General features: G+C 57.4%; 19 protein-coding genes, 1 tRNA gene and 1 pseudogene. 15 read left to right on the plus strand and 6 right to left on the minus strand.

Annotated features, from left to right (window positions below):
- Positions 1–97 precede the first annotated feature (97 nt).
- The 8 genes from O1724_RS19820 to ureG are packed head-to-tail and all read left to right on the plus strand — an operon-like array spanning position 98 to position 5,583.
- Complete coding sequence (locus tag O1724_RS19820) at positions 98–925, plus strand: urease accessory protein UreD (protein WP_003862554.1); 828 nt, start codon at positions 98–100, stop codon at positions 923–925.
- 10 nt (positions 926–935) lie between these two features.
- On the plus strand, positions 936–1,238 hold the full coding sequence (locus O1724_RS19825; RefSeq protein WP_003862556.1) for an urease subunit gamma: 303 nt from the start codon (positions 936–938) through the stop codon (positions 1,236–1,238).
- A 10-nt stretch (positions 1,239–1,248) separates the two neighbouring features.
- The gene (locus O1724_RS19830; RefSeq protein WP_003862557.1) at positions 1,249–1,563 is read left to right on the plus strand and encodes an urease subunit beta; all 315 of its coding nucleotides are present in this window, start codon (positions 1,249–1,251) and stop codon (positions 1,561–1,563) included.
- Positions 1,556–3,259, plus strand: a complete 1,704-nt coding sequence (gene ureC / locus O1724_RS19835) for an urease subunit alpha (protein WP_126297271.1) — start codon at positions 1,556–1,558, stop codon at positions 3,257–3,259. Before O1724_RS19830 ends, ureC begins: the two co-directional genes overlap by 8 nt.
- Positions 3,260–3,268: 9 nt before the next feature.
- Positions 3,269–3,733: an urease accessory protein UreE gene (gene ureE / locus O1724_RS19840; protein ID WP_045895132.1), complete on the plus strand. Its 465-nt coding sequence runs from the start codon at positions 3,269–3,271 to the stop codon at positions 3,731–3,733.
- Positions 3,734–3,742: 9 nt separating this feature from the next.
- Positions 3,743–4,282: a HupE/UreJ family protein gene (locus tag O1724_RS19845; protein ID WP_045335748.1), complete on the plus strand. Its 540-nt coding sequence runs from the start codon at positions 3,743–3,745 to the stop codon at positions 4,280–4,282.
- Positions 4,282–4,956 carry an urease accessory protein UreF gene (locus O1724_RS19850; protein ID WP_032607933.1) on the plus strand — a complete coding sequence of 225 codons (675 nt, stop codon included), beginning with the start codon at positions 4,282–4,284 and terminating at the stop codon, positions 4,954–4,956. The genes O1724_RS19845 and O1724_RS19850 overlap by 1 nt, the downstream gene beginning before the upstream one ends.
- A 9-nt stretch (positions 4,957–4,965) precedes the next feature.
- A complete protein-coding gene (ureG, locus tag O1724_RS19855; RefSeq protein ID WP_022651876.1) occupies positions 4,966–5,583 on the plus strand; it encodes an urease accessory protein UreG in 618 nt (205 codons plus the stop codon).
- Between the two features lie 87 nt (positions 5,584–5,670).
- Here ureG and tsaD read toward each other — a convergent pair whose 3' ends face one another.
- Positions 5,671–6,684, minus strand: coding sequence for a tRNA (adenosine(37)-N6)-threonylcarbamoyltransferase complex transferase subunit TsaD (gene tsaD / locus O1724_RS19860; RefSeq protein WP_022651877.1), 1,014 nt, complete (start codon positions 6,682–6,684; stop codon positions 5,671–5,673).
- A 236-nt stretch (positions 6,685–6,920) separates the two neighbouring features.
- On the opposite strand from tsaD, the gene rpsU reads away from it, so the two are divergent.
- The 3 genes from rpsU to rpoD all read left to right on the plus strand — a co-directional run bounded on the left by rpsU (position 6,921) and on the right by rpoD (position 10,994).
- A complete protein-coding gene (gene rpsU, locus O1724_RS19865) occupies positions 6,921–7,136 on the plus strand; it encodes a 30S ribosomal protein S21 (RefSeq protein WP_001144069.1) in 216 nt (71 codons plus the stop codon).
- A gap of 115 nt (positions 7,137–7,251) precedes the next feature.
- Positions 7,252–8,997, plus strand: coding sequence for a DNA primase (dnaG, locus tag O1724_RS19870; protein WP_126297272.1), 1,746 nt, complete (start codon positions 7,252–7,254; stop codon positions 8,995–8,997).
- A gap of 152 nt (positions 8,998–9,149) precedes the next feature.
- Positions 9,150–10,994 carry an RNA polymerase sigma factor RpoD gene (gene rpoD, locus O1724_RS19875; RefSeq protein WP_006812010.1) on the plus strand — a complete coding sequence of 615 codons (1,845 nt, stop codon included), beginning with the start codon at positions 9,150–9,152 and terminating at the stop codon, positions 10,992–10,994.
- A gap of 101 nt (positions 10,995–11,095) precedes the next feature.
- On the opposite strand, the gene mug is transcribed toward rpoD, so the two are convergent.
- Positions 11,096–11,602, minus strand: coding sequence for a G/U mismatch-specific DNA glycosylase (gene mug / locus O1724_RS19880; RefSeq protein ID WP_032607936.1), 507 nt, complete (start codon positions 11,600–11,602; stop codon positions 11,096–11,098).
- Between the two features lie 124 nt (positions 11,603–11,726).
- On the opposite strand from mug, the gene O1724_RS19885 reads away from it, so the two are divergent.
- Positions 11,727–11,802 (plus strand) — tRNA-Ile (locus tag O1724_RS19885).
- 218 nt (positions 11,803–12,020) lie between these two features.
- Positions 12,021–13,189, plus strand: a pseudogene (locus tag O1724_RS19890) (DNA repair protein).
- On the opposite strand, the gene O1724_RS19895 reads toward O1724_RS19890, so the two are convergent.
- Complete coding sequence (locus tag O1724_RS19895; protein WP_023323763.1) at positions 13,190–13,954, minus strand: siderophore-interacting protein; 765 nt, start codon at positions 13,952–13,954, stop codon at positions 13,190–13,192.
- Between the two features lie 145 nt (positions 13,955–14,099).
- On the opposite strand from O1724_RS19895, the gene O1724_RS19900 reads away from it, so the two are divergent.
- A complete protein-coding gene (locus O1724_RS19900) occupies positions 14,100–14,594 on the plus strand; it encodes a PadR family transcriptional regulator (RefSeq protein WP_126297273.1) in 495 nt (164 codons plus the stop codon).
- Here the strand turns inward: O1724_RS19900 and O1724_RS19905 are convergent.
- Together O1724_RS19905 and O1724_RS19910 are read right to left on the minus strand one after the other, a co-directional pair.
- A complete protein-coding gene (locus tag O1724_RS19905; protein ID WP_022651882.1) occupies positions 14,591–16,150 on the minus strand; it encodes a methyl-accepting chemotaxis protein in 1,560 nt (519 codons plus the stop codon). The two genes, O1724_RS19900 and O1724_RS19905, sit on opposite strands and share 4 nt — an antisense overlap.
- Positions 16,151–16,389: 239 nt before the next feature.
- Positions 16,390–17,910 (minus strand): methyl-accepting chemotaxis protein, encoded by a 1,521-nt coding sequence (locus O1724_RS19910; RefSeq protein ID WP_058652650.1) that lies wholly within the window; start codon positions 17,908–17,910, stop codon positions 16,390–16,392.
- 422 nt (positions 17,911–18,332) lie between these two features.
- On the opposite strand from O1724_RS19910, the gene ygjG reads away from it, so the two are divergent.
- Positions 18,333–19,712: a putrescine aminotransferase gene (gene ygjG / locus O1724_RS19915; RefSeq protein WP_022651884.1), complete on the plus strand. Its 1,380-nt coding sequence runs from the start codon at positions 18,333–18,335 to the stop codon at positions 19,710–19,712.
- An 85-nt stretch (positions 19,713–19,797) separates the two neighbouring features.
- Here the strand turns inward: ygjG and O1724_RS19920 are convergent, their stop codons facing one another.
- Positions 19,798–20,400 carry a helix-turn-helix domain-containing protein gene (locus tag O1724_RS19920; RefSeq protein ID WP_023314879.1) on the minus strand — a complete coding sequence of 201 codons (603 nt, stop codon included), beginning with the start codon at positions 20,398–20,400 and terminating at the stop codon, positions 19,798–19,800.
- Positions 20,401–20,411: the final 11 nt, after the last annotated feature.

Here is a 20,411-nt window from a genome sequence, read left to right on the forward strand (position 1 = left end):
GAGCCGGTTTTTTTATCCATAAGCGACTCATATGACAGCCTTCATTTCCGCCAGGGCATACTGAAACGTATCCCGATAGTGCGGAAGTGGAAGCACCATGTTAGCAACTCAGGTCACTGATAATTCATACAAAGGCTGGCAGGCCTCGCTTGCCCTCCAGTTTTGTCATACCCCTGAGAAAACCCTCCTCCATTCCGCGCGTCACACCGGGCCACTTACCGTTCAGCGTCCGTTTTATCCCGAAGGGGAAACCTGCCACCTTTACCTGCTGCACCCGCCAGGCGGAATTGTGGGCGGGGATACGCTGGATATTTCCGTGCGGCTCGACGCCAAAAGCCATGCCCTCATCACCATGCCCGGCGCCAGCAAGTTCTATCGCAGCAGCGGCCCGCTGGCCTGCCTCAGTCAGCATTTTTACCTCGACGAAGAGGCCACGCTGGAGTGGCTGCCGCAGGACACCATTATTTTCCCCGGCGCTAACGCCGCGCTGCGTTCCGTCTTTCACCTGCACGCCACCAGCACGCTGCTGGCGTGGGAGCTGTACTGTCTGGGCCGTCCGGTGATAAACGAAACCTTCAGCCAAGGCACGCTGGAGAGCCGCCTTGAGGTGTGGGTGGATGGCGAGCCGCGTCTGATTGAGCGACTGCATCTCAGCGGTGGCGATCTGACGCCCGTCGCGGACCATCCGTGGGTCGGCACGCTGCTGTTCTATCCGGCCCGGGAAGCACATCTCGACACGGTGCGCGAGCGGCTCGCCCCGCTGGAAAACTTTGGCGGGGCGACGCTCACCGACGATCTGCTGTCGGTGCGTTTTCTCTCGCACGACAACCTGATTTGTCAGCGGGTGATGCGCGATATCTGGCAGTCGCTTCGCCCGCTTTTAACCCCCAAAACCGCCTGTTCGCCGCGCATCTGGCAGACATAAGAGAAACGCTATGGAACTGACTCCCAGAGAAAAAGACAAGCTGTTGCTGTTCACCGCCGCGCTGGTTGCCGAACGCCGCCTCGCGCGCGGGGTAAAGCTCAACTATCCGGAATCGGTCGCGCTGATCAGCGCCTTTATTATGGAAGGCGCGCGCGATGGCGAAACCGTCGCCTCGCTGATGGAAGCCGGCCGCCACGTCCTGACGCGCGATCAGGTGATGGAGGGCGTACCGGAGATGATCCCGGATATTCAGGTGGAAGCCACCTTCCCGGACGGATCCAAGCTCGTCACCGTCCACAACCCGATCGTGTAAGGAGCGCGTGATGATCCCAGGTGAATACCGGATCCAGTCCGGCAACATTGCTCTCAACGTCGGGCGCGAAACCCGAAGTGTGATAGTGGAAAACCACGGCGACAGGCCGATCCAGGTGGGATCGCACTATCACTTTTACGAGGTCAACCCGGCGCTGAAGTTCGATCGCGAGGCCACCCGAGGCTACCGGCTGAACATCCCGGCGGGCACCGCTGTGCGCTTCGAGCCCGGCCAGAAGCGGGAAGTGACGCTGGTGCAGGTGACGGGCGCACAGCGCATTTTCGGTTTTCGCGGCGAGATCATGGGCGAGGTGAAACATGGCTGAGATTTCACGCCAGGCGTATGCCGATATGTTCGGCCCCACGACCGGGGATAAAGTGCGGCTGGCCGACAGCGAACTGTGGATCGAAGTAGAAGACGATCTCACGATCTACGGAGAAGAGGTTAAATTCGGCGGCGGAAAAGTGATCCGCGACGGCATGGGACAGGGGCAGATGACCGCCGACGACTGCGTGGATCTGGTGCTCACCAACGCGCTGATCGTCGATCACTGGGGGATCGTGAAAGCGGATATCGGCGTAAAAAATGGGCGGATCTTCGCCGTCGGCAAAGCCGGAAACCCGGACATTCAGCCCGGCGTGACGATCCCGATTGGCGCAGCAACGGAAGTGATCGCCGCCGAAGGCAAGATTGTCACCGCTGGCGGGATCGACACCCATATCCACTGGATCTGTCCGCAGCAAGCGGAAGAGGCGCTGGTCTCTGGCGTCACCACCATGATCGGCGGCGGCACCGGGCCCGCGGCAGGTACAAACGCCACCACCTGCACGCCGGGGCCATGGTATATCGCCCGCATGTTGCAGGCTGCCGATACGCTGCCGGTGAATATTGGCCTGCTGGGCAAAGGGAACGGTTCAAACCCGGACGCGCTGCGCGAGCAGATCGCGGCAGGTGCCATCGGGCTTAAGATCCACGAAGACTGGGGTGCGACGCCTGCGGCCATCAACTGCTCGCTGGAGGTCGCTGAAGAGATGGATATCCAGGTGGCGCTGCACAGCGACACGCTGAACGAGTCCGGTTTTGTCGAAGATACTCTGGCCGCCATCGCCGGGCGCACCATCCACACCTTCCACACCGAAGGGGCGGGCGGCGGCCATGCGCCAGATATCATCATCGCCTGCGCGCACCCGAATATTCTGCCCTCCTCCACCAACCCGACGCTGCCCTACACGGTCAACACCATCGACGAGCACCTGGACATGCTGATGGTTTGCCATCACCTCGACCCGGATATCGCCGAGGACGTGGCGTTTGCCGAATCCCGCATTCGCCGGGAGACCATCGCCGCCGAAGACGTGCTGCACGATATCGGCGCGTTCTCACTCACCTCGTCAGATTCACAGGCAATGGGCCGCGTGGGGGAAGTGATTATTCGCACCTGGCAGGTCGCGCACCGCATGAAGGTTCAGCGCGGCGCGCTGCCGGAAGAGACCGGCGATAACGACAACTTCCGGGTGAAGCGCTATGTCGCCAAATACACCATTAACCCGGCGCTGACCCACGGCATCGCCCATGAAGTGGGCTCGATTGAGGGGGGCAAGCTGGCGGACCTGGTGGTCTGGTCCCCGGCGTTCTTCGGCGTCAAGCCCGCCACCATCGTCAAAGGTGGGATGATCGCCTGCGCACCGATGGGCGATATCAACGCCTCGATCCCCACGCCGCAGCCGGTGCATTACCGCCCGATGTTTGGATCGCTGGGCGCCGCGCGCCACGCCACGCGGCTGACGTTTATCTCGCAGGCCGCCAGTGCGAACGGCATCCCGCAGCAGCTCAACTTGCAGAGCGCCACGGCGGTGGTGAAAGGTTGCCGGACGGTGAAAAAGGCGGACATGATCCACAACGCTCTGCAACCGAACATCACCGTCGACTCGCAAACCTACGAGGTGCGCGTCGACGGCGAACTGATTACCAGCGAACCGGCTGACGTTCTGCCGATGGCACAACGCTATTTCCTGTTTTGAGGAGTGATGATGATTTATCTGACCCAACGCCTGGACCACGCACACCCGACTACCGCCAGCGTCACGCTGCCGATTGACGTGCGGGTGAAAAGCCGCGCCCGCGTGGCCCTGAACGACGGTCGCGAAGCCGGGCTGATGCTGCCGCGCGGTTTGCTGCTGCGCGGCGGCGATCTGCTGACCACCGACGACGGCAGCGAGGTGATCGAAGTGATCGCGGCCCCGGAGTCGGTTTCCGTGGTGCGCTGCGCCGATCCGTTCCTGCTCGCCCGCGCCTGTTACCACCTGGGCAACCGTCACGTGCCGCTGCAAATTATGCCCGGCGAGCTGCGCTACCACCACGACCACGTTCTTGACGATATGCTGCGTCAGTTCGGGCTGGAGGTGACCTTCGCCAGCCTGCCGTTTGAACCGGAAGCGGGGGCTTACACCAGCGATGCCCACAGCCATGGCCACTCCCACTCTCATTCACATTAAGGACTCATCATGCGCAAGTATTTACCGCTGTTTCTGCTGGCCTTTTCCGTTCCGGCGCTTGCCCATCCGGGCCACGGGACCGACAGCTTCCAGGCCGGATTTCTCCATCCGCTGACTGGGCTGGATCACCTGCTGATGCTGACGGGGGCTGGCGTGCTGTCCGCCCTGAGCGGCCGCAAGCTGCTGCTGCCGTTAGCAACGCTCGGCATGATGCTTGCTGGCGCCGTTGCGGGCAGCCTGCTCGGCGGTTTTAGCGGCATGGAGATGCTGATTATCGCCTCGCTGGCGGTCTGCGGCGTAATGATGTTTAAGACTGAAAATCGCCTGCTGCTGGCGGTGCCAGCCCTGGCGATGTTCCACGGCTGGGCGCACGGCGTGGAGATGTCCGGCCACAGCTTCTGGCTCTTCACCAGCGGGTTTATGTTCGCCAGCGCCACGGTGCTGTGCGCCAGTTTCGCCGCAGGCTTGCTGCTGCGCCGTCACGACGGCCTGCGTAAAACCTTCGGTGGCGGGCTGATCGTCTCTGCCCTGCTGGCGCTGATGAGCTGATGGAGCACGCCCGCCAGCGGCTGCGCCTGATGCAGCTCTCCAGCAGTAGCCTGCCGGTCGGATCGTTTACCTGGTCGCAGGGGCTGGAGTGGGCTGTCGAGGCCGGGTGGGTCACGGACGCTGAGGCCTTCAGGCGCTGGCAGATCCAGCAGATGGAGCAGAGCTTTTTCTGCGTCGACCTGCCGCTGTTTATCCGCCTTTATCGTGCCTGCGAGAAGCAGGACGTCGCGACAGCAAAACGCTGGACGGCATACCTGCTCGCCTGCCGGGAAACGCGCGAGCTGCGCGATGAAGAACGCAACCGTGGCGCGGCCTTTACGCGCCTGATTAAAAGCTGGGAACCCGCCTGCCCGCCAGAATGGTTGCCGCTGTTGACGCAGAGCCAGCTCTGCGGCATGGCGTGGCTCGGCGTGCGCTGGGGCATTAGCACGCGTGAGCTGGCGCTGAGCCTGGGCTACAGCTGGATTGAGAGCGCGGTGATGGCGGGCGTCAAGCTGGTGCCGTTTGGGCAGCAGGCCGCACAACAGCTGATTATCGACCTGAGCGACCATTTTGCCGCCGGGTTTGAACAGGCATTTTTACGTGGCGACGACGCGCTGGGGGCCGCTACGCCGCTGTCCGCCATCGCCTCCGCGCGCCACGAAACCCAATATTCACGACTATTCCGTTCCTGAGGAGTCAATATGGCTGATTACAAACATCCCCTGCGCGTGGGCGTGGGCGGCCCGGTAGGGTCGGGCAAAACCGCCCTGCTGGAAGCGCTCTGCAAGGCGATGCGCGATACCTATCACCTGGCGGTGGTGACTAACGATATCTACACCAAAGAGGATCAGCGCATCCTGACCGAGGCGGGTGCGCTGGAGCCAGAGCGCATCGTGGGCGTGGAAACGGGCGGCTGTCCGCACACCGCCATCCGCGAAGATGCTTCAATGAACCTGGCGGCGGTGGAAGCACTCAGCGAGAAGTTCGGCAATCTGGATCTGATCTTCGTCGAAAGCGGCGGGGATAACCTGAGCGCGACCTTTAGCCCGGAGCTGGCGGACCTCACCATCTACGTCATCGACGTGGCCGAAGGGGAAAAAATCCCGCGCAAGGGCGGGCCGGGGATCACCAAATCCGATTTTCTGGTGATTAACAAAACCGATCTCGCGCCGTACGTCGGCGCCTCGCTGGAGGTGATGGAGCGCGACACCAACCGCATGCGCGGCGAGCGTCCGTGGACCTTTACTAACCTGAAAGCGGGAGACGGTCTGGGAACGATCATTGCGTTTCTGGAAGAGAAAGGGATGCTGCGGGTGTAGTGCGGGTTATTGCCGGGTGGCGGCTTCGCCTGACCCGGCCTACGGTTTTGTAGGCCCGGTAAGCGCAGCGCCACCGGGCAAAAAAACTCACGCCTCCGGCAGCTCCGCCAGCGGCCAGCGCGGACGCACGGACACGCTCAGGTCAGCCGTTGCGCCAGCGTTCAGGCGCACCATCCCGGCGTAGGCGATCATCGCCCCGTTATCGGTACAAAATTCAGGACGCGCGTAGAACACTTCCCCACGACGCTTTTGCATCATCTCTGCAAGCTTCGCGCGCAGCGTACGGTTGGCGCTCACGCCGCCTGCCATCACCAGGCGCTTAAAGCCGGTCTGATCCAGCGCGCGTTTGCACTTGATCATCAGCGTATCCACCACCGCATCTTCGAACGCACGAGCGATGTCGGCACGCGTCTGCTCGCTGTCGTCGTTATTGCGGATGGTGTTCGCCGCGAAGGTTTTCAAACCGGAGAAGCTGAAATCCAGCCCCGGACGATCAGTCATCGGCCGTGGGAAGACAAAGCGCCCTTCCGTGCCCTGTGCGGCCATTTTCGAGAGCATCGGGCCGCCCGGGTAATCCAGCCCCAGCAGCTTGGCGGTTTTGTCGAAGGCTTCACCGGCTGCATCGTCAATTGACTCGCCCAGCAGCTCATACTTGCCAATACCCGTTACGCTGATCAGTTGGGTATGACCACCGGAAACCAGCAGCGCCACAAACGGGAACGCTGGCGGATTGTCTTCCAGCATCGGCGCCAGAAGGTGCCCTTCCATATGGTGAACCGGAATGGCCGGAACATCCCACGCGAAGGCCAGTGAACGCCCTACCGTTGCGCCGACCAGCAGCGCGCCGACCAGGCCCGGTCCTGCGGTATAGGCCACGGCATCAATATCTTTTGCACTCAACCCGGCCTCTTTCAGCGCCGCCTGGATCAGGGGAACCGTTTTACGCACGTGGTCACGAGAGGCCAGTTCAGGCACGACGCCGCCGTAGTCAGCGTGCAATTTCACCTGACTATACAGTTGGTTGGCCAGAAGCCCTTTTTCGTCGTCGTAAATCGCGATGCCGGTTTCATCGCAGGATGTTTCAATACCCAGTACACGCATGACTTGTTTTACCTCGTTTCAATACCGCGCAGTGTAGAGCTTGGGCGGATTGTTGTAAAACTTTGTTCGCCCCAGGAAGAAGCCTCGTGTATACTCCTCACCCTTATTAAAGTCCCTTTCAAAATCGCATCGGTGCTTTACAAAGCAGCAGCATTTGCAGTAAAATTCCGCACCATTTTGAAATAAGCTGGCGTTGATGCCAGCGGCAAACCGAATTTATTAAAGGTGAGAGTTACATGCCGGTAATTAAAGTACGTGAAAACGAGCCGTTCGACGTAGCACTGCGTCGCTTCAAACGTTCATGCGAGAAAGCAGGTGTTCTGGCTGAAGTTCGTCGTCGTGAGTTTTATGAAAAACCAACGACCGAACGTAAGCGCGCTAAAGCTTCCGCTGTGAAACGTCACGCGAAGAAACTGGCTCGCGAAAACGCACGCCGTACTCGTCTGTACTAATCTGTTGAGGGCCACAGCCCTCAATTGACAGACAGAGTTGTAGTCGTAAGGCCGTGCTTCCGGAAGGAATGCGCGGCTTGTTTTCGTTTATAAGTCGCTTAAATTTTTGGGGCATATGGCCGGAAGAATCCCACGCGTTTTCATCAATGACCTGCTTGCCAGAACCGACATCGTCGATCTCATCGACGCGCGGGTGAAGCTAAAAAAGCAGGGCAAGAACTACCATGCGTGCTGTCCGTTCCATAACGAAAAAACCCCCTCTTTCACCGTAAACGGTGAAAAGCAGTTCTACCATTGCTTCGGCTGTGGCGCACACGGTAATGCCGTCGATTTTTTGATGAACTACGACAAGCTCGAGTTCGTTGAAACCGTCGAAGAGCTGGCGGCGATGCATAACCTTGAAGTGCCGTATGAAGCGGGCAGTGGGCCAAGTCAGATCGAGCGCCATCAGCGGCAAACGCTGTACCAACTGATGGATGGCCTGAATTCGTTTTACCAACAGTCTCTTAAGCACTCTGCGGCTGAGCCTGCGCGTCAGTATCTGAACAAGCGCGGACTGAGCGACGATGTGATTGCGCGTTTCGCTATTGGTTACGCCCCGCCCGGCTGGGACAACGTGTTAAAGCGTTTTGGCGGCAATAGCGAAGATCGTAAATCCCTCATCGACGCAGGCATGCTGGTCACCAACGACCAGGGACGAAGCTACGACCGCTTCCGTGAACGGGTGATGTTCCCGATCCGCGACAAGCGTGGCCGGGTGATAGGTTTTGGTGGTCGCGTGCTGGGTGATGCCCTGCCGAAATACCTTAACTCCCCGGAAACCGATATTTTCCATAAGGGCCGCCAGCTTTACGGTCTTTATGAGGCACAGCAGGATAATGCGGAACCTCCGCGTCTTCTGGTCGTCGAAGGCTATATGGATGTTGTTGCGCTGGCGCAGTACGACATTAACTATGCCGTTGCGTCGCTGGGAACGTCCACCACGGCGGACCATATCCAGCTGCTGTTCCGCGTCACCAACAACGTGATTTGCTGTTACGACGGTGACCGCGCAGGACGCGACGCCGCCTGGCGAGCGCTGGAAACCGCGTTGCCGTATATGACCGACGGGCGTCAGCTACGCTTTATGTTCCTGCCCGACGGTGAAGACCCGGATACGCTGGTGCGTAAAGAGGGCAAAGCGGCGTTTGAAGCGCGGATGGAGCAGGCTCAGCCGCTCTCCACGTTTCTGTTTAACAGCCTGATGCCGCAGGTTGATTTGAGTACCCCTGACGGGCGCGCGCAGCTCAGCACGCTGGCGCTGCCGTTAATCAGCCAGGTGCCCGGCGAAACGCTGCGCATCTATCTGCGTCAGGAGTTAGGCAACAAGCTCGGCATTCTGGATGACAGCCAGCTTGAACGTTTAATGCCGAAACAGGCTGAAAACGGCACGGTACGCCCCGCGCCTCAGCTAAAACGCACAACCATGCGTATACTGATAGGGTTGCTGGTACAAAACCCCGAACTTGCTCCGCAAGTGCCGTCGCTGGCGGGTTTGAACCACGAAAAATTGCCCGGGCTTGGCTTATTTTCAGAATTGGTCAACACTTGTTTGTCTCAGCCAGGTCTGACCACCGGACAACTTTTAGAGCATTATCGCGGCACAAAAGAGGCCGCTACCCTTGAAAAACTGTCGATGTGGGACGATATAGCAGATAAGGATATCGCAGAAAAAACGTTCACCGACTCACTCAACCATATGTTTGATTCGATGCTTGAGTTGCGCCAGGAAGAGTTGATAGCTCGCGAGCGCACCCATGGCCTAAGCAGCGAAGAACGCCGGGAGCTCTGGATTATTAACCAGGAACTGGCGAAGAAATAAAAAATTTAACGGCTTAAGTGCCGAATATCGATCGGGAAGCCCCCGGCAGCCGCACTGAGAGGCAGCGGCAAAAATATAAGTACGCCCTCGCTTTAAAGGTTGGCAGCCCATCGCCGACACCAATCAAACGAATTAAGTGTGGATACCGTCTTATGGAGCAAAACCCGCAGTCACAGCTGAAACTTCTTGTCCAACGCGGTAAGGAGCAAGGCTATCTGACCTATGCCGAGGTCAATGACCATCTGCCGGAAGATATCGTCGATTCAGATCAGATCGAAGATATCATCCAAATGATCAATGACATGGGCATTCAGGTGATGGAAGAAGCACCGGATGCCGATGATCTGTTGCTGGCTGAAACCTCCAACAACACTGACGAAGATGCGGAAGAAGCTGCTGCACAGGTCCTGTCCAGCGTGGAATCTGAAATCGGGCGTACCACTGACCCGGTCCGCATGTACATGCGCGAAATGGGTACCGTTGAACTGTTGACCCGCGAAGGCGAAATTGACATCGCAAAACGCATCGAAGACGGGATCAACCAGGTTCAGTGCTCTGTTGCCGAATACCCGGAAGCGATCACCTATCTGCTGGAGCAGTACGATCGCGTTGAAGCAGAAGAAGCGCGTCTGTCCGATCTGATCACTGGCTTTGTCGACCCGAACGCTGAAGAAGATATGGCGCCAACCGCCACTCACGTCGGTTCTGAGCTGTCTCAGGAAGAGATGGATGACGACGAAGACGAAGATGAAGAAGAAGACGACGACAGCAGCGATGACGACAACAGCATCGACCCTGAACTGGCGCGTGAGAAATTTGCCGAGCTGCGTACCCAGTACGAAGTGACGCGTGACACCATCAAAGCGAAAGGCCGCAGCCATGCCGCCGCTCAGGAAGAGATCCTGAAGCTGTCTGAAGTGTTCAAACAGTTCCGCCTTGTGCCAAAACAGTTCGACTACCTGGTGAACAGCATGCGCGTGATGATGGATCGCGTACGTACCCAGGAACGTATCATCATGAAGCTGTGCGTTGAACAGTGCAAAATGCCGAAGAAGAACTTCATCACCCTCTTCACCGGCAACGAAACCAGCGAAACCTGGTTCAACGCCGCTATCGCGATGAACAAGCCGTGGTCTGAAAAGCTGCACGACGTGAAAGAAGACGTACAGCGCGGCCTGCAAAAATTGCATCAGATTGAAGAAGAGACCGGCCTGACCATCGAGCAGGTGAAAGACATCAACCGTCGTATGTCCATCGGTGAAGCGAAAGCCCGCCGTGCGAAGAAAGAGATGGTTGAAGCGAACTTACGTCTGGTTATCTCTATCGCCAAGAAATACACCAACCGTGGCCTGCAATTCCTGGATCTGATTCAGGAAGGCAACATCGGTCTGATGAAAGCGGTAGATAAGTTTGAATACCGTCGTGGTTACAAGTTCTCCACCTATGCTACCTGGTGGATCCGTCAGGCGATCACCCGCTCTATCGCAGACCAGGCGCGCACCATCCGTATTCCGGTGCATATGATTGAGACCATCAACAAACTCAACCGTATCTCTCGCCAGATGTTGCAGGAGATGGGCCGCGAGCCGACGCCGGAAGAGCTGGCTGAACGCATGCTGATGCCGGAAGACAAGATCCGTAAAGTGCTGAAAATCGCTAAAGAGCCAATCTCCATGGAAACGCCAATCGGTGATGATGAAGATTCGCATCTGGGTGATTTCATCGAGGATACCACCCTCGAGCTGCCGCTGGACTCTGCCACCACCGAGAGCCTGCGTGCCGCTACGCACGACGTGCTGGCTGGCCTGACCGCCCGTGAAGCCAAAGTGCTGCGTATGCGTTTCGGTATCGACATGAACACCGACCACACGCTGGAAGAAGTGGGTAAACAGTTTGACGTGACCCGCGAACGTATCCGTCAGATCGAAGCGAAGGCGCTGCGTAAACTGCGCCATCCGAGCCGCTCTGAAGTGCTGCGTAGCTTCCTGGACGATTAATCGGTCCTGAAATGAAAAAGCTCCCAATCGGGAGCTTTTTTTTGTTTATTCCCTCTCCCTGTGGGAGAGGGTCAGGGTGAGGGCATCAGGCCGCAGAGGAGCTAAAGCCCCCTCACCACAAGCGCCTCATCAAGTTCCCGATACGCCTCCACCAGCTTGTCCAGCGTCGCCCTGTTCAGCCCGCTGGGGTTCGGCAACACCCAAACCTGCGTTACGCCAATGGTAATGTTCTGCTTACCCCACTTCACACCGCGCTGGCTGAACGCCTGCTCGTAGGCCTGCTTGCCGAGGATCGCCAGCGCCGCGGGCTGATAGTCTTCAATTTTCGCGATCAGCTCACGCCCGCCAGCGCGCAGCTCATGCAGATTCACTTCGCTCGCCTGCACCGTGGGTCGCTCGACCAGCATGGTGATGCCACAGCGCGTATCCAGCAGCTGCTGCTCTTCTTCCGGCTTAAGCTGTTTGTCGGTAAATCCGGCCTGGTGGATCACCTTCCAGAAGCGATTTCCCGGATGAGCAAAGTGAAAACCGGTGTGCGCCGATGACTTGCCCGGATTAATACCGCAGAACACCACCCGCAGGCCAGGGGCCAGAATATCGTTGATCATCTCTACTCCTGTCTATGCATCTTAAGATAAGTATAAAGGATTGATTATGCGTTGTTTATAAAAACAGCAGGCAGGTGTGAATGGCTGGATTGCTGAGGGGAGTTACTTTATAATTCACCGCCACGGCCCCTTAGCTCAGTGGTTAGAGCAGGCGACTCATAATCGCTTGGTCGCTGGTTCAAGTCCAGCAGGGGCCACCAAATTTTAGCTTTAGAATCATCCAGTTAAGCCACTCGATTGAGTGGCTTTTTTGTAAGTAATCCACCACACGTAGCCCGGCCTGCCGCTTCCCCTCACAAACCCTAAAAACTAAAGAAATCCCCCATCGCGCCGATCATCATCCGTGTGTATTATTTCCTGTAGCTTTTACAACAACTAACCTTAACTCAAATACTTAAGCGCCAGAGCGAAAGGCATCATGAGCACACCGATCAAACGGCTAGAAATCATTAAAAATGCCATTGAGCTGGAAGATGACGACATCATCCGGAGCCAGTTGAAACGTCTCAAAGAGGAAGCCTTTGACGATGAACTCCTGTCCATCGTCGCGGCGCTTGAGCAGAAAAACTACACCGCAGCCCTTCGCGCTATCACCACCTGGCTGCAAAGCCAGCGCGCCGTTACCCCGTGGCGTGACCCGCAACTGGCGGCCAGCAAGCTGGAGCTAAAAGCCCTGGAAGAGCGTCTGCGCGATCTGATTGATCGTCGTAACGCCCGGTACAGCAGCTTGATGAGTTCAACGATCTCTATTTCTCCCGCCTCGGGCCGTTGATGCAGCAGATCCTCGCCCTGCGTAAAACGCTGGCGGAGCTTAACCTGCGTCGTCAGCAGGCGGAGACGCGTCGTCGGGAAGAGGATTACCGCCGCTGCCAGAGCTATATGGCGCAGGCCGTAGAGGTTCTGACAACGCTCACCCGGCGCTGGCGAGATCTGCCTGCGGATTCCGTTCAGGCGGCAGAGGCGCGCAAGCATCTTCAGCAGCAAAGTAATCTGATTGCCAACCTGCTGGCCGAAGCGATGGAGCTGGAGACCGGTTTAACGCGTGAAGAAGAGCCAGCACGTCAGGCGCGCGATGAGGCCAACGAAGAGTACAAGAAGTATCGCGAACAGCATCATGATGCCGAAGTGCGCCTGCGTAAAGGCAAGGATCTCTCTGAAGAGGATCGGAACGAGCTGAAGCGGCTCTGGCGTCAGGCGAGCAAGTTATGCCACCCGGATCTGGTTGCCGATGATTTAAAAGAAGAAGCCAACAGGATGATGGTGCAACTCAACCAGGCCAAACAGCGCGGCGACGTGAAGGCCATTCGCTTGCTGGTCGCCCGTCTGCAACAAGGGTTTGAACCGATGATGGCGAGCGACAGGCTGAACGACCTGGAACGTATTCGTAAAAAGATGGCGCAGGTGCGTGAGCAAATCGACACCCTGGTGAACGAGCTGGCAGAGCTGGAGAAAGAAGAGTCCTGGCTGCTCGTCTCGTCGCTCAGCAATATGGAAGCCTACTTTGCCCAGCAGGAGAAAGCGCTGAAAGAGGTATGCGCCTCGCTCGAACATCAGGTGAGCGAAGCGCAGCTGGATCCCGCTGCCTGATTATTTGGCGTGCCAGTACGCGCTGGCACGCACCAGCTGCGGGTCAATTGCGTCGGTTTCAAACTGACGGCTCAGGCGTTTCACCCCCTTCCCCTCCCCGGTCAGCCAGATAAAGTAATCCTCTTCCGGCACGGCCAGCGCTGCAAGATGGTCGGCTACCGCCTGCTCGTTGTGGCCAATAACCCAGGTGATGTTGAACCCGCTCAGGTGCGCCAGATAGTCCTGGTACGTCGCATCGCCCACGGTGACGATGGCGTGGATCGCCGGGCGAACAGGCAGTTTTGCGATGCTTTCTAAACGGCGGCGCAGCGCGGGCATGCCCGACTCGTCGCACACGTACAGCTGCCAGGCGTAATCTTCCGGCACCACCAGCGAACCACGCGGACCGCCGATGGTCAGCTTGTCGCCCACCTTCGCCTCTACCGCCCAGTTGCTGGCAATGCCACCATCATGAACGAAGAAATCGAGCGCCAGCTCATGTTTTTCGTCATCGTACAGCGGGGTATAGTCACGCGCCTGCGGACGCACGCCGTCGCCCCAGTCGATGCCTTCATCAGTCACCACAGGCGGCACGAAAGTGGTGCCCGGTGCCGGGAAAAAGACTTTGGTATGGTCGTCAAAGCCGCGAGAGCTAAAGCCCTCCAGCGCCTCGCCGCCTAGCACAATGCGCTGAAATCCTGCACTGACTCGCTCAGTGCGCATCACGTTCAGCTCACGAAAACGCAGGTCATTGCGGACACGTTGAGGGTAACGGGTAGATGCCATGTTGATGCCCTTCTCAGGTGAATACGATATATCGGAATGAATTTTTAATGATAATGATTGCTATTAACTCAGAAATCAAGATTTTTTAGATTGCATCTGAATATATCTTAGATATAGTTTAGATATATCAAATTGAGGAAGAAACATGCGACACGAACACGACGGCGGCGGACGCCGGCCACGATTTTTTGGTCATGGCGATCTGCGGCTGGTGATCCTGGATATCCTGACCCGCAACGCGAGCCATGGTTATGAGCTGATCAAAGAGATCGAGAACCTGACGCAGGGACATTACACGCCAAGCCCTGGCGTGATCTATCCGACGCTGGATTACTTGCAGGATCAGGCGCTTATCACCATTACCGAAGAAGAGAACGGCCGTAAGCGGATTGCGATTAACTCCGCCGGAGAACAGTGGCTGGAAGATAACCGGGAACAGCTGGAGCAGATCCAGACGCGTATTAAGGCGCGCTCCGTCGGTTTCCAGCTGCGCAAAAACCCGCAGATGAAGCGGGCGCTGGATAACTTCAAAGCGGTTCTGGATCTGAAGGTTAATCAGGGAGAGCTCAGCGACGCGCAGTTAAAACAGATTATCGGCGTGATTGACCGCGCGGCACTGGAGATCTCCCAGCTGGATTAAGCCAGCACGCCGTCGCTCACGCGGAACACGCGGACCAGCTCTTTCAGGTGCATCGCCTGTTCGTTAAGGGATGCCGCCGCCGCAACGGACTCCTCCACCAGCGCGGAGTTCTGCTGGGTGGTGGCGTCTATCAGGCCAATCGCGCTGTTGATCTGCGAGATGCCTTCCGTCTGTTCGTGGCTGGCCTGGCGAATCTCACGCAGGATGACGTCCATCTCCTCTACGTTGCCGACCATGCCGTTGATAAGCCCGCTGGCCTTCTCCACAAGGTTCATGCCGTCCTGCGTCTGGCTTGTGGAGCTTTCAATCAGCTGGCGGATCTCACTTGCGGATGTTGCACTTTTCTGCGCGAGCTGACGTACCTCGCCCGCCACCACCGCAAAGCCGCGACCATGCTCACCCGCGCGCGCCGCTTCGACCGCCGCGTTCAGCGCCAGAATATTAGTCTGGAAGGCAATGGCGTCGATTAGGTCGATAATGTCGGACATCCTGTTCGATGTTTCGTTGATCAGGCGCATCTTGCTGGTGACCTGCTTCATCATCTCGCCGTTGTTTTTGACCACAGCAGCCGCATCGGCAGACAGGTTCGTCGCTTCTCCGGTGTGGGACGCGGTATTCTTCACCGTGGCGGTAATCTGCTCCATCGACGCAGCCGTCTGTTCAACGGAACTGGCCTGCTCCTCCGTGCGGGCAGCCAGATCCTGGTTGCCCGCGACAATCTGCGCGGCGGCGCTGGAGATGTTTTCCGATCCGGTTTGCACCTGCTGCACAATCTCCAGCAGGCGCGTTTTCATCTCCATCAGTGCGGTGAGTAGCAGTCCGGTTTCATCTTTACCGTGCGAGGTAATGCTGCCGGTGAGATCGCCATCGGCAATGGCCTCCGCAAAATTCACCGCGTCGTTCAGCGGGCGGGTAATGGATCGCACAATGAACCAGCCAGTCAGGCTGGCTGCCGCGACGCTGAAAAGCGTAATCAGGATCAGCAGGAGACGATTGGTGCGGAAATCACCTTCCACCTGCTCGCCCGCACTCTGCATTTCATGGTCCTGGATCGCAATCAACGCCTGCACTTTCGCTTTATAGGACTGTTGCAGGTTCAGGGTGTTGGTCATCATTTCGTTTATCGCGCCCGCACGGTCGTTATTCTGCACGGCCTGCAAAATGCGGTAGCGCGAGTCAAGATATTGCTGGCGCACGCCGTGGATATCGGCCAGCACCTGTTGGGATTTTTTATCCTTGAGAGCGTTGTCCAGCTCGCTCAGGATTGCGGCGATGCGCTCGCTGATCGCCTTCAGACGCTGCTCTGATTGCGCCGTGTACGTCCCCTGTTCGTCCAGCAGCATGAGCTGCTGCGTGCTGATAAATTCCTGGAAGTTGTCGATTAACTGGTTCGCTTTTACCGTCGTTGGATAATCGCTGGTAAGGATGGTTTGCATTCCATTGTTTGCCCGATTCAGGCTCATCAGAGACAAGCTTGCGCTGACGACCATCAGGACAATAAATAATCCAAACGCCAGAAATAATTTCGTGCCGATCTTTACGTCATGTATGAACATATTTACCCCATCGATGTGATTATTTCTCAGACGATCGCTGTTATCGACAGAAAAATCTCTAACTTTATGAATTTGATCGTTTTTTTATTTATCACTTTCAATAAATCCGGGGCGTAGCAATTAAAAATCTGGCGCTTTTTTTAGTTAATTAATATTTCATTAACAACATAACGTATTCTGAAAAACAAAAAAGCCGTTTACCCCGGAGGAATAAACGGCTTTATCGAAGCATGCATTTCTTAATGCAGCACGGTAACCGCATCTTCAAGACGTCCGGCCCGGTGCTTAACCATCGCGGAAATCTGCGCGCTCTCTTCGACCAGGTCAGCATTTTTCTGCGTAATGCTGTCCAGTTCTGCCACGGCACGGGTCAGCTCTGTCAGGCCTGTCGCCTGCTCTGAGGTGGCGTGGCTGATCTGCGCGATAAGCTGCGTGACGTTTTTCACCTGCTCGACAATATCATCCATGGTACGTCCCGCGGCGTGGACCTGATCGGCGCCCGACTGCACTTTGCTGGCGCTGGCGTCGATCAGCTTACGAATATCGTTAGCTGCATTCGCGCTGCGGCTGGCAAGATGACGCACTTCGCCCGCCACCACCGCAAAGCCTTTCCCCTGCTCGCCCGCGCGTGCCGCCTCAACCGCGGCGTTCAGCGCCAGAATATTGGTCTGGAAGGCAATGTCATTGATAAGCGAGGTAATAGAGCCAATGCGCTGGGTACTGTCGGCAATGTCATCCATGGTTTTCACCACGGTCTGCATCACGGTGCCCCCCTGCGTGGCCGCGCTGCTGGCGGCCATCGACAGCTTGTCGACTTCGGCTGCGGTCTCAGAGTTACTCTGCACCGACGCCGCCATCTGGTTCATTGTTGCCACGGTCTGCTGCACGTTAGCCACGGTCTGGCGCGTGCGGTCGTTGAGATCTTCATTGCCCTGCGCCAGCCTGTCGCTGCCGTCGCGCACGCTCACCACCTGGCTGGAGACGTCGTTGATCAGCCAGCGGCACATCAGCCCCAGCTGTCCGACGGCCCGCAGCGTCAGCCCCAGTTCATCGCTGCGGTTAAGATGCTGCACGCTGTTACGCTCTCCGGTAGCGACCCTGAGCGCCTGCCGTGCGACGTTTTCCACCGGGCGGACAATCTGTTGTTCAAACACCAGGGTGCCAAGCAGCATCACCACGGCTGCCGCCACCAGCGAAGCCCAGCCCGCGGCACTGGCAACCAGCGTTGCGGCCATCACCGCAAAAAGTACCGCCATTACGCTGCGCACGCGCCAGCGCAGCGGCATCGCCGGTAATTTGCCGAGCCAGCCTTTGCGCACCACCAGCCCTTTATGAATGCGTTTTTTGCTACGTCCTTCGTTGAGCGCCTTATAAAGCGGCTCCACTGCGGCGACCTCGTCCTCGGTGGCGCGGGTACGAATGGACATATAGCCCGTCATCTGGCCGTTACGCACCATCGGTACCGCATTGGCGCGTACCCAATAGTGATCGCCATTTTTACGTCGGTTTTTGACAATCCCGCTCCAGGGTTCGCCCTTTTGCAGCGTGTACCACATGTCGGCAAAAGCCGCTTTCGGCATATCCGGATGGCGCACAATGTTGTGCGGTTGCCCGAGCAGCTCCTGGAGCGTAAAGCCGCTCACTTGCACAAAGGTGTCGTTAGTGTGGGTCATGTAGCTGTGGAGGTCGGTGGTCGACATAAGCGTGGTGTCATCGTCCAGCGGATATTCATTCTGGGTGACATAGTCAGGAGAGGACATAGTGAGCATCCCTTGCAGGTTATTTGAATGTTAATTTTGTGGCTTATGTTTTTTCGGCGATAAAAAATTTATCTTTAGTTGTTAAATATGATTGAGATCGCAAATCTCGGTTAAACCGCACTTTTCGTGCGTTTTTCTAATTAATTGATTTAAAATACTTTCGAGACGAAACTACCTACAAAGCATGATCCCCCGGCGCACACTTAAGGCGCATTTCCTGCCCTGGGGTAGTGCAATTGACGACACCCCATCCCCGGCTCGTTATCCCTTATCCCGTGCGGCGCGCAATGGCATGATTAAATATTGTGCAAATTTGATTTCACCTGGCGTTTATCCCGATTTTTGTTAAGGCATCTGAGGTGGCGTAATCCCTGCAATAATTAACTCAGTATCATGTGATACGCGATCCCCGGGAGCATATTTTGAACAGGTTACCTTCCAGCGCCTCGGCTCTTGCCTGTACCGCGCACGCACTGAATCTCATTGAAAAGCGAACGCTTGATCATGAGGAGATGAAACAACTTAACCGTGAGGTCATTGATTACTTTAAAGAGCATGTGAATCCTGGTTTTCTGGAGTATCGCAAATCTGTTACCGCCGGCGGGGATTACGGAGCCGTAGAGTGGCAAGCGGGCAGTCTGAATACGCTTGTCGACACCCAGGGACAGGAGTTTATCGATTGCCTGGGTGGTTTTGGTATTTTCAACGTGGGGCACCGTAATCCAGTTGTGGTTTCCGCCGTACAGAATCAACTTGCGAAACAACCTCTCCATAGCCAGGAACTGCTCGATCCGCTTCGCGCCATGCTCGCGAAAACGCTGGCAGCCTTAACGCCCGGCAAACTGAAATACAGCTTCTTCAGCAACAGCGGCACCGAATCGGTCGAAGCGGCGATTAAACTCGCCAAAGCGTACCAGTCGCCACGCGGGAAATTTACCTTTATCGCCACCAGCGGCGCGTTCCACGGGAAATCCCTGGGCGCGCTGTCGGCGACCGCTAAATCCACTTTCCGTAAACCGTTTATGCCGCTGCTGCCGGGCTTCCGCCACGTACCGTTCGGCGACATCAACGCCATGCGCACCATGCTCGGCGAATGCCGTAAAACCGGCGACGACGTGGCGGCGGTGATCCTGGAGCCGATTCAGGGTGAAGGCGGCGTGATCCTCCCGCCGCAGGGCTATCTGCCCGCCGTGCGTCAGCTGTGCGATGAGTTTGGCGCGCTGCTGATCCTCGACGAAGTGCAGACCGGGATGGGGCGCACCGGCAAGATGTTCGCCTGTGAGCATGAGAACGTTCAGCCGGATATTCTGTGCCTGGCAAAAGCGCTCGGCGGCGGCGTGATGCCGATTGGCGCAACGGTCGCCACTGAAGAGGTGTTCTCGGTGCTGTTCGACAATCCATTCCTGCATACCACCACCTTTGGCGGTAACCCGCTGGCCTGCGCGGCCGCGCTGGCGACCATCAACGTGCTGCTGGAGCAAAACCTGCCTGCGCAGGCGGAGCAGAAAGGCGACATGCTGCTGGACGGCTTCCGCCAGCTGGGCCGGGAATACCCGGATCTGGTACAGGATGCGCGCGGGAAAGGGATGCTGATGGCGATTGAGTTCGTTGATAACGAAACCGGTTATAGCTTCGCAAGCGAGATGTTCCGCCAGCGGGTACTGGTGGCGGGAACGCTTAACAACTCGAAAACCATCCGCATTGAACCACCGTTGACGCTCACCATTGAGCAGTGTGAGCAGGTGCTGAAGGCGGCGCGTAAGGCGCTGGCGGCGCTGCGGGTGAGTGTGGAAGAGGCGTAAAAAAAGCCGGGTGGCGCTACGCTTTCCCGGCCTACAACATACTGCATATGCAAGCCCGGTAAGCGTAGCGCCACCGGGCTGCTTTTTATCGGTGAAACTCTGCCACCGTCATGGTGAAGCGAAGCACGGTATCGCTTTCATTGGCATAGCCGTGCGCCGCTTCCGTTTTCGCCACCGCCGACGCCCCGGCAGCTACCTGCGTTACCGTCTCGTCCACCGTCAGGGTTAACATGCCTTCGTTCACGTGCAGCAGCTCAAACGTTCCCGCCGGATGTCCCGGAGAGGTGAACGTTTCTCCCGGATGCATCTCCCACTGCCACAGCTCAATCATATCTGGGCCTGCGGTGCCTGCCAGCAATCTGGCGTAACCGCCCTGTGCGCCCTGCCACAGAACCGGGATCGCCTCTTCCTGAATAATGTGTATCTGCGGCTCGCTGGAGACGTTAACGATATCTGCCACCGAGACGCCAAGCGCGGCGGCCAGTTTACACAGAATGGCAATGCTGGGGTTGGCAGCCCCTTTTTCGATCTCTACCAGCATGCCTTTGCTGACGCTGGCGCGGCGAGAAAGCTCGTCCAGCGACAGTTTTTTCTCTTTCCGCCAGCTGCGGATACGGTTCGCGACGGCCAGGCTTACCTGGGCAACATCGGCACCCGCATCGGTCATTATATTGACTTTATCAGTCATTGGTCACTACC

It is taken from the genome of Enterobacter cloacae complex sp. HYC074_NIDB (assembly GCF_056673345.1).

Excerpts from the sequence above, each read along its gene's own strand:
- O1724_RS19820 (WP_003862554.1), top strand. The coding sequence starts at position 98 with ATGTTAGCAACTCAGGTCACTGATAATTCATACAAAGGCTGGCAGGCC.
- O1724_RS19825 (WP_003862556.1), top strand. The coding sequence starts at position 936 with ATGGAACTGACTCCCAGAGAAAAAGACAAGCTGTTGCTGTTCACCGCC.
- O1724_RS19830 (WP_003862557.1), top strand. The coding sequence starts at position 1,249 with ATGATCCCAGGTGAATACCGGATCCAGTCCGGCAACATTGCTCTCAAC.
- ureC (WP_126297271.1), top strand. The coding sequence starts at position 1,556 with ATGGCTGAGATTTCACGCCAGGCGTATGCCGATATGTTCGGCCCCACG.
- ureE (WP_045895132.1), top strand. The coding sequence starts at position 3,269 with ATGATTTATCTGACCCAACGCCTGGACCACGCACACCCGACTACCGCC.
- O1724_RS19845 (WP_045335748.1), top strand. The coding sequence starts at position 3,743 with ATGCGCAAGTATTTACCGCTGTTTCTGCTGGCCTTTTCCGTTCCGGCG.
- O1724_RS19850 (WP_032607933.1), top strand. The coding sequence starts at position 4,282 with ATGGAGCACGCCCGCCAGCGGCTGCGCCTGATGCAGCTCTCCAGCAGT.
- ureG (WP_022651876.1), top strand. The coding sequence starts at position 4,966 with ATGGCTGATTACAAACATCCCCTGCGCGTGGGCGTGGGCGGCCCGGTA.
- tsaD (WP_022651877.1), bottom strand. The coding sequence starts at position 6,684 with ATGCGTGTACTGGGTATTGAAACATCCTGCGATGAAACCGGCATCGCG.
- rpsU (WP_001144069.1), top strand. The coding sequence starts at position 6,921 with ATGCCGGTAATTAAAGTACGTGAAAACGAGCCGTTCGACGTAGCACTG.
- dnaG (WP_126297272.1), top strand. The coding sequence starts at position 7,252 with ATGGCCGGAAGAATCCCACGCGTTTTCATCAATGACCTGCTTGCCAGA.
- rpoD (WP_006812010.1), top strand. The coding sequence starts at position 9,150 with ATGGAGCAAAACCCGCAGTCACAGCTGAAACTTCTTGTCCAACGCGGT.
- mug (WP_032607936.1), bottom strand. The coding sequence starts at position 11,602 with ATGATCAACGATATTCTGGCCCCTGGCCTGCGGGTGGTGTTCTGCGGT.
- O1724_RS19895 (WP_023323763.1), bottom strand. The coding sequence starts at position 13,954 with ATGGCATCTACCCGTTACCCTCAACGTGTCCGCAATGACCTGCGTTTT.
- O1724_RS19900 (WP_126297273.1), top strand. The coding sequence starts at position 14,100 with ATGCGACACGAACACGACGGCGGCGGACGCCGGCCACGATTTTTTGGT.
- O1724_RS19905 (WP_022651882.1), bottom strand. The coding sequence starts at position 16,150 with ATGTTCATACATGACGTAAAGATCGGCACGAAATTATTTCTGGCGTTT.
- O1724_RS19910 (WP_058652650.1), bottom strand. The coding sequence starts at position 17,910 with ATGTCCTCTCCTGACTATGTCACCCAGAATGAATATCCGCTGGACGAT.
- O1724_RS19920 (WP_023314879.1), bottom strand. The coding sequence starts at position 20,400 with ATGACTGATAAAGTCAATATAATGACCGATGCGGGTGCCGATGTTGCC.